Here is a 526-nt window from a genome sequence, read left to right on the forward strand (position 1 = left end):
GTTAAGGATATAATAGCTAAACAGGCTTAAAAACAAAAAAACACCTAGCAAAAACGCTAGGTGTTTTTTTGTATACGAAAACCACGCGATAGTCGCGTGGTTCAAAAGAGCTTAAGCGATGAAAAAAACCTCCTAATGTGCTAAACTAAAGATAGCCTGCCAGCTAAAAAAGTAAAGCCAAAAGGAGGAAAATTAAATGGCAAAGCCAAATAATAATATAAATAGTTTAGCACATACTAAGTATAATTGTAAATATCATATAGTATTTGCACCGAAATATAGAAGAAAGGTATTTTATGGAGAAAAAAGGGAAGCGATAAGAGATATACTAAGGGAATTGTGTAAATGGAAAGGAGTGGAAATAATAGAAGGAGAAGTGTGTCCAGACCATATACATTTATTGGTGAGTATACCACCAAAGATAAGGGTATCAAGTTTTATGGGATATCTAAAAGGCAAAAGTAGTTTGATGATATTTCAAAGATTTGGAAATATGAAATTTGCATATAGAAATAGAGAATTTTGG

At 31.9% G+C, this 526-nt stretch carries 1 protein-coding gene; it reads left to right on the forward strand.

From position 1 onward, the window contains the following. Positions 1-196 precede the first annotated feature (196 nt). Positions 197-526 (forward strand): IS200/IS605 family transposase (gene tnpA, locus EII23_RS12290; RefSeq protein WP_124793565.1); only part of this gene is annotated, 330 nt, incomplete at its 3' end.

The sequence above is a fragment of the Desulfovibrio sp. OH1186_COT-070 genome (assembly GCF_003860215.1).
GTDB lineage: Bacteria > Desulfobacterota > Desulfovibrionia > Desulfovibrionales > Desulfovibrionaceae > Desulfovibrio.